Origin of the sequence: Arthrobacter sp. zg-Y895 (genome assembly GCF_020731025.1) — a bacterium.
Taxonomy (GTDB): domain Bacteria; phylum Actinomycetota; class Actinomycetes; order Actinomycetales; family Micrococcaceae; genus Arthrobacter_B.
On sequence record NZ_JAJFZY010000003.1, the window covers coordinates 1011728 to 1019433 of the forward strand.

The following is a 7706-nucleotide window of genomic DNA, read 5'->3' on the forward strand; positions in this document are numbered from 1 at the left end:
CCGGCGAGTCCGGGCGCGGTGTGCGACGCCGGCCCCTATGGTGGGCGACATGGGGAAGAGAGCCGTCACTGGCGCCGGCGTGGTCGCCGAAGGAATTCAGCGCAGCTTCGGAAATGTCGCAGCGATCCGCAACATGGACTTCACCGCGCCCGCCGGCGAGGTCACTGCGTTGATCGGTCCGAACGGCTCCGGGAAGACCACCCTGCTGCTGATCCTGGCTTCCCTGCTGGCCCCCGACGCCGGATCGGTGCGGATCAACGGATTCGACCCATTGGTGGACCCGCGCCGGGTGCGTGCGGGGATCGGCTGGATGCCGGACACCCTGGGCACCTGGGGGTCCCTGACGGCGCGGGAAATCCTGGTGACGGTGGGCGGCCTCTACGGCATGGAGCGCTCGTTGGCCGGACAGCGGGCGGCCGAGCTGCTGGAAACCGTTCATCTCACCGACTTCGCGGACAAGCCGGCACGCGTGTTTTCCCGCGGCCAGCAGCAGCGGCTGAGCCTGGCCCGTGCACTGATCCATGACCCGTCTGTCCTGTTGTTGGATGAACCGGCGTCGGGGCTCGATCCGGGATCCCGGGTGGACCTTCGGGTGCTGCTGCGCCGGCTCGCTGGCGAAGGCAAAACCGTGGTGGTGTCTTCGCATGTGCTCTCGGAACTGGACGAAATGGTGGATCGGGCAGTCTTCGTGGCCCGTGGCGAGACGGTGAAGACCCAATCACTTGCCGACGCCGATGCGCAGGAACGCTGGTACGCCATCCGCTCCCTGAACACCGGTTCGCTGCTGCGGCAGGTGGACGAACGCGGCATCCCTTATCGCCAGCAGGGCGGCGCCGGCCGGCCGGAGATCCAGGTCCGGTTGGCGGGGGAAGCCGCCGCGGCCGAGCTGCTGCGGTCCCTGGTGCTGGCCGACGTTGCCGTTACGGCCTTTGCGCCCGCCGGCGGTGCCCTGGAGGAGACCTACATGAGTTTGGACGCTGATCGCGGATGAGTACGCAGACCCTTACCCCTGATGCCCCGGCGCTCGGCTATTGGCGCGGGGTGCGTTCCGTTTTCGCACTGGAGATGAAGCAGCGGCTGCGCTCCCGCAGCTGGTATGTGCTGTTGGTTGTCTGGTTTGTGGTGATCGGGCTGGTGGCCACCCTGACGGCCCTGAGTTCCTCCGCCACCCTGGGGCCGCAGGGCCCGGTGCTCTACGAGCTGATGGTTGGCTTCATCCTGTTCTTCGGACTGCTGCTGGCACCGGCGCTCTCAGCCAATGCCGTCAACGGCGACCGTGCCGCCGGAACACTGGCCATCCTGCAGGTCACCCTACTGCGCCCCGGCCAGATCCTAGCCGGAAAGTGGCTGGCGTCCTGGCTGGCGTCCATGGGGTTCCTCATGGCCAGCATTCCCTTCCTGCTGTGGGCCCTGGCCCTGGGCGGTGTCCAGCCGCTCTCGGCCGTGGTGGCACTCGTTATGCTGGCCGTGGAGCTGGGGATTGTCTGCGCGGTGGGGGTTGGCGTTTCCGCCCTGGCTGCCCGTCCGCTGTTCTCCATTGTGGTTACCTACATGCTGGTGGCCCTGCTGGGGCTGGGCACCCTGATCGCGTTCGGGTTGAGCGGCTTCCTGACCGAGGAGACCGTCAAGGCCAACAGCCAGACCTATTACGGCTACACCGGCGACGGCATGGACGAATACACCTGTTCGGGTCCGTTAATGGATGTGACCGTGGCACACACGGAGCGAATTGCGTGGATCCTTGCGGCCAACCCCTTCGTGGTGGTGGCCGATTCGATTCCCGTCACGTCGGAACGGGACGAGAACGGATACACCTCCAGCGGAGTGATGGAGGGGATCAGCTCCGTGGTGCGCCTGGCCCAGGCCGGACCGGACTACAGCATGCGGTGCATCAACGGCGAGGTCCGGGAGGCCGGCGAACCCGACGTGCCGCCGATCTGGCCGCTGGGGCTCACACTCCAGGCTGCGCTGGCTGCGGCGCTGGTTTTCCTGGGCCGGCGCAGGCTGCGGACGCCGGTCCGCAAGCTCGCTGCCGGAACGCGGATTGCCTAGGGCCCTACTCGCCTAGGGGTCCTGCGGGCGTCCCCGCTTAGGACATGCTCCGACGACCCTCAAAGGCGCGGCCGAGGGTGATTTCGTCCGCGTATTCCAGGTCTCCGCCGACGGGCAGGCCGGAGGCCAGGCGCGTGACCTTGATGCCCAGGGTCTTGAGCATCCGCACCAAATAAGTGGCCGTGGCTTCACCCTCGAGGTTCGGGTCGGTGGCGATGATGATTTCCGAGATCTGCTCATCCGACAGCCGGCTGAGCAGCTCCCGGATGCGCAGCTGGTCCGGACCGATGCCGGCAATCGGATTAATGGCGCCGCCCAGCACGTGGTAGCGGCCGCGGAAGGACCGCGTACGCTCCACCGCAATCACGTCCTTGGACTCTTCGACCACGCAGATCATCGTCGGGTCCCGCCGCGGGTCCCTGCAGATGGTGCAGGTTTCCTGCTCCGTGACGTTGCCGCAGACACTGCAGAACTTCACCCGGTCCTTGACCGTGACAATGGCCGTGGCCAGCTTCTTCATGTCATCGGGATCGGATTCGAGGATGTGGAACGCGATGCGCTGGGCGGACTTGGGCCCGACGCCGGGAAGACGGCCTAGTTCATCGATGAGTTCCTGAACGGCACCTTCGTACACGTAACCTTCTCTGCTGGGTTGAACTGCGTTTATAGCTGGCTGTTACCGGGGTTTTCCGCATGCTGCGGGCCCCGGAGCGGGCGTCTTGCGGGGGACCAGCGCTGGTCAGCGGCCGTCCAGGCTGCGTTCCTCGATCAGTCGCCCGCCCAGAATCCGTTCGATCGCCTTACGCCCCACCAGACCGGAATCCTCAAGCGTGATGTCATCCGCGCTGGGAACATCTTCGACGTAGGTCGAGTCTACTGGGCGGCTCCCCCGGACGGGGGCTCCGCCGCCGCGCTGGGCAGCTTCATTGAGGAGCTTCTGGTAACGGCTCAGCGGCTGGTTGGGAGCACCGCCGGCGGGGGACGTCGTCGTCGGCGGAACGGATGTCCGGACGCCTGGTGCTGCTGCACCCCGGTCCTGACCCGGCGCCGTCGTGGTTCCGCGCCGGGCGGTCAGGCCCGTGGGGGCGGTCGACGCGGGTGCCGACGCCGGTGCCGCAGCCCGCGGGGCACCCGCGGGTACGGCTGACGACGGGGAGGTCTGTCCGCCGCCGGCCCGGCTATCCGCCGCGGAGTTTCCGCCGGCCGGTCGGGTGCTGGACCCGGTGCCGGCCCAGTCGGTGCTTGCCCATTCGGAGTCCGAGAGGTGCCCGCCGGAGTACACGTCCACGGGTGCCTCGGCGGTTTCCCACGCGTTGCTTTCGGGCGCATCGTTGAACGGATCGCTGGGCTCGTCCGGCCAGGGCTCATCGGAAGGACGGTTTCCGGCTGATCGCCCTGCAGTCCGTGCGCCGGCAGTGGCGCTGGCGTTGCCGTTCCGGCCGGAGGTACCGCGGGCGGCATGGCCCGGACCGGTGGACGGAGTTCCGCCGCCGTTGGAATTGCCGGCGCGGCGCCGGAGGGCAGCCGAAGCCGCGTTGACCGGTGCGTCTGGTGCCGCCGGTTCGTTGGGGGAAACGGGCGCGGACGGGGTAACAGCTGCGGGTGCGTCCACCGGTGCCGCAACGGCCTGAGCCTGCTGCGTCGGAACTGCTCGGTTCGCTGGCTCCGCTGCCGCTGCCACAGGTGCCTTCGGGGCCGAACCCGGGGCCGAAGCCGAAGCTGCACGCGAGTCCGGGGCATCGGAAGCAACGCCGGTCACCTTAGCGGTTTCGCTGGAAGGAGCGACAGCAGCCGTGGTGCTTCGGCCATCCTGCACCGACGGACCTTGGGCGGCAGGCGCCTGCGCCGGAGGCGCCTGAACCGGTTGTGCCTGAACTACCGGTGCCTTGGCGGCCGGTGCGGATGCCGGCGCTTGCCGGCTATCGGCTTTTGGGCCCGACTCACCCGCTGACGCCGAGCTGTCATGGATCGGATTGATCTGGCAGTCCAGCGCCAGGACCTGATGGATCGCCTTGCGCAGGTTCTCCAAATGGTCAGGGCGGTTGAAGTTGGTGGCAGCGCCGGGGTTGGTGAAGGCAAGTTCAAGCACCTTGCCGTCAAAGGCGCGCGGGCTGGAGTTTTTGCTGACGTTCAGCCAGGTGGCACGGCGGATGCTGGTCAGGGCATCCATGATTTCCGGCCAGGCACGGCGGATCATTTCGATCTGTCCGCTTCCGCCAGCTGGAGCCGAAGCGGGACCGCCGGCCGGAGCCTGCCGCTGCTGCGGCTGGGCCGGCTGCGCCGGTGCCTGCTGCGCCTGCTGTGCCGGCGCGGGCTGGGCGGCCTGCTGTGCCGGTGCCTGCTGGGCTGGCTGGGACGACGGCTGCTGCGACTGCGCGGGCTGCGACGGTCCGCCGGAGGCAGGGCGGGAACCGTTGGATCCCGCTGCGGGCGCGGCGCTTGAAGCGGCAGGGGCGTCCGCCGGGGAAGGCGTCTGCGCCGGAGTGGACCACGTACCGCCCCAGTCCAGGGAACTTCCGGCGGGCTTGTTGTCCTGGCTGGAGGCTGCCGGTGCGGCAGGAGTTGCTGCTGCTGCATCCGGGGCGGGCGTTGCCGCAAAGTCGATTCCCCGGGGAGATGCCGGAGCTTCGTCCACGGCAGGAGCTGAAGCGGCCGCCTGCGAAGCCGTGGGTGCGGCCGCGGGAATGGTGTTCACCGGAGACGCTGCAGCTGCGGCGCGGCCCATTGCCTCGGTGGGATCGCCTGCATAACTGAGCCGGCGCTCCAATCGGTCCACCCGTGCGGCCGTCCCGCGTTCGGCCTGGTCTGCGGCCGGAAGCAGAATACGGGCGCAGAGCAATTCGAGGTGCAGCCGCGGCGACGTGGCGCCGGTCATCTCGGTCAAGGCAGTGTTGGTGATGTCTGCGGCGCGGGATAGTTCGCTGCTGCCCAGTTGGGTGGCCTGGGTCTGCATCCGGTTGATCTGGTCTTCCGGCATGCCGCGGAGCACGGTGGATGCGCTGTCCGGCATGGCGTTGACGATAATCAGGTCCCGGAAGCGTTCCAGCAGGTCTTCGACAAACCGGCGGGGATCCTGGCCGGTCTGGATGACACGGTCCACGGCGCGGAATACGGTAGCTGCGTCTGCGGCGGCAACGGCGTCGACGACGTCGTCGAGCAGCGACACCGGGGTGTAACCCAGCAGCGAGACGGCCAGTTCGTAGTCCAGGCCGTCGGGGCCGGCACCGGCCATGAGCTGGTCAAGGACGGAAAGGGTGTCACGCACGGACCCGCCGCCGGCGCGGATCACCAGGGAAAGGACGCCCGGGGCGACCGCTACGTTCTCCTGCGCGCAGAGCTTCTCAAGGTAAGCCAGCAGCGGTTCCGGCGGAACGAGGCGGAAGGGGTAGTGGTGCGTGCGGGAGCGGATGGTTCCAATAACCTTGTCCGGCTCCGTGGTGGCGAAGATGAACTTGATGTGCTCCGGCGGCTCTTCCACGATCTTCAGCAGGGCGTTGAAGCCGGCGGACGTGACCATATGGGCCTCGTCGATGATGAAGATCTTGTAGCGGTCCCGGACCGGGGCGAAGGTGGCGCGCTCCCGGAGGTCGCGGGCGTCGTCGACGCCGCCGTGGCTGGCCGCGTCAATCTCAATGACATCGAGGCTGCCGGAGCCGTCGCGGGCCAGCTCAACGCAGCTGTCGCACTTGCCGCAGGGGACCGGGGTGGGGCCCTCGGCACAGTTAAGGCAGCGGGCAAGGATGCGCGCAGAGGTTGTTTTGCCGCAGCCGCGCGGGCCGGAGAAGAGGTACGCGTGGTTCACGCGGTTCTTTTGCAGGGCCGCCATCAGCGGCTCCGTGACGTGCTCCTGGCCGATCACGTCTGCGAAACTCTCGGGACGGTAGCGGCGGTAAAGGGCTGTACTCACAGATAGAAGCCTATCGGTTGGCACTGACGGTTTTTCCTCCGGCGGCAGGCACGGTGGAAACTCCACTTCCTCAAAAAAAATTAAAGACCCCCCATGCACCTGCCAGAGCCCGCTTACCCTTGCTACCTTCCGGTCCTGGGGGAGTTCACAGGATGACACCACATGAGGGGCCGGGAACCAGTCTACCCGAAAATTCCGGGCCTCGACTCGCAGCGGATTCCGGGTGTAGTTCCGGGGCGTAGAGCCATATTCCGGGTACGGAGCCATACTGGAAAACCCGCCGGATCAGGAGTGTGCCCATGCAGCGTTCCCCAGCTATGCAGGTAAAGGCAGCAGCCCGGACAGCATCCCCTGCGCTTCCCGTGCTGCCGTGCCTGCGAAGCGAACCCTCATTGAGTCCCGATTTTCCCGCCCTATATAGGGTCGGCAACGTCCCCAGGGTGCCGCATTGAGTCTCGCCCTATATACGGTGCCCGACGCCGCCGGGCTGGGCGCGCTTGGTGCCTCCTTTATAGAGGTGCTGGTTCGGGACCGCCCGGATGCCGTGCTCGGGCTGGCCACGGGGTCCTCGCCCCTGCCGGTGTACCGGGCGCTGGCGGAGCATGAACCGGACCTGTCCCGTGTGCGGGCGTTTGCCCTGGATGAGTATGTCGGGCTGCCGGCCGGCAGTGAGCAGTCCTATGCCGCCGTCATAGACAGGGAGGTCACGCGCCCGCTCGGACTAAGCCCGCGCTGTGTGGCCGTACCGGATGGCAGTGCGGAGGACCCCTTCGAAGCGGCCGAAGCCTTCGAACGCCGGCTGGAAAGTGCCGGGGGAGTGGACCTTCAGCTGCTGGGGATTGGGCATAACGGCCATTTGGCCTTCAATGAGCCCGGCTCATCCTTGGATTCGCGTACCCGTGTGCAGCGCTTGTCCGAAACCACGCGCAGGGCCAACGCCCGGTTCTTCCCTTCTATGGGGGAGGTTCCGCAGTTCTGCATTACCCAGGGGCTGGGGACCATCCGCCGTGCCAGGCACCTGCTGCTGTTGGTCCGTGGCGGGGAGAAGGCAGGAATCCTGGCGCGGGCGCTGACCGGGCCGGTGAGTGTTGATTGCCCGGCCTCCATCCTCCAGCTGCATCCGCGGGTCACTGTCATCACGGATGAGGCAGCTGCCTCCGGGCTGGCGGGGCTGGAGGAAACCCTGCTGCCGCCCGGATAGGGCAGGGCCTGCCGTGAGAACCCGGGCCGGGCGGCCGTTTGATCACTGCGGGAAGGCGCCGGAAACGACGCCGGAATCGGGCGGGAAATGCGTGTCCGGAGTCACCCCGAATCCGATTTGCAGCTGGGGGCAAACGTGTGTAAAGTTTTCTAAGTCGCCGCGGCCGGGACGCTGGAAAAGCGCCCGAGCATGGCGGCCAAACCCCAACAAAAAACAGAGTCCAACCAGTGCGCGCCCTTTGCAGGGCCGGTGGAAAAGACTCCGTTGGATGCTGGGTCCGGAACGGCGTAAAACGCTTCTCACGGGCTCCCGACAAGGGAAACCGCGAATTGCAAATAACGCCGGAATGGAATAAGATATAAAACATTGCAGCGAAGAAGAAAAGGAAAACATTGTTTTCCCGAGTATTTTCGGATTGCGTCTGTTGTTTGAGAACTCAATAGTGTGCCAAGTTTATTGATACCAATTTATTTTGATTGGTTGAACAGGCCGTTTCCGCCCACCCCGTGGGTATGGGACGGTTTTTTTAGCCGGTTTCGAATTTAG

Annotated in this window: 5 protein-coding genes and 1 other RNA gene; 3 read left to right on the forward strand and 3 right to left on the reverse strand. The window is 66.6% G+C overall.

Going from position 1 to position 7706, the window contains the following annotated elements; translation table 11 throughout:
• The first annotated feature begins 49 nt into the window (after nt 1–49).
• Nucleotides 50–991, forward strand: coding sequence for an ABC transporter ATP-binding protein (locus LJ760_RS06640; RefSeq protein WP_227920859.1), 942 nt, complete (start codon nt 50–52; stop codon nt 989–991).
• Nucleotides 988–2052: an ABC transporter permease gene (locus LJ760_RS06645; protein ID WP_227920861.1), complete on the forward strand. Its 1065-nt coding sequence runs from the start codon at nt 988–990 to the stop codon at nt 2050–2052. The genes LJ760_RS06640 and LJ760_RS06645 overlap by 4 nt, the downstream gene beginning before the upstream one ends.
• 37 nt (nt 2053–2089) lie before the next feature.
• On the opposite strand, the gene recR is transcribed toward LJ760_RS06645, so the two are convergent.
• From recR to ffs, 3 genes are all read right to left on the reverse strand, one after another.
• Entirely contained in the window at nt 2090–2686 is a 597-nt protein-coding gene (gene recR / locus LJ760_RS06650) for a recombination mediator RecR (protein WP_227920863.1), read from the reverse strand.
• A 105-nt stretch (nt 2687–2791) separates the two neighbouring features.
• Nucleotides 2792–5959 carry a DNA polymerase III subunit gamma and tau gene (locus LJ760_RS06655; RefSeq protein ID WP_227920865.1) on the reverse strand — a complete coding sequence of 1056 codons (3168 nt, stop codon included), beginning with the start codon at nt 5957–5959 and terminating at the stop codon, nt 2792–2794.
• 79 nt (nt 5960–6038) lie between these two features.
• An RNA gene (ffs, locus tag LJ760_RS06660) (signal recognition particle sRNA small type) lies at nt 6039–6134 on the reverse strand.
• A 273-nt stretch (nt 6135–6407) separates the two neighbouring features.
• Between ffs and LJ760_RS06665 the strand changes: the two genes are divergently transcribed.
• On the forward strand, nt 6408–7160 hold the full coding sequence (locus LJ760_RS06665) for a glucosamine-6-phosphate deaminase (RefSeq protein WP_227920866.1): 753 nt from the start codon (nt 6408–6410) through the stop codon (nt 7158–7160).
• The last annotated feature ends 546 nt before the right edge of the window (nt 7161–7706 follow it).

Coding starts and splice junctions, on each gene's coding strand:
- LJ760_RS06640 (WP_227920859.1), top strand. CDS start 50: ATGGGGAAGAGAGCCGTCACTGGCGCCGGCGTGGTCGCCGAAGGAATT.
- LJ760_RS06645 (WP_227920861.1), top strand. CDS start 988: ATGAGTACGCAGACCCTTACCCCTGATGCCCCGGCGCTCGGCTATTGG.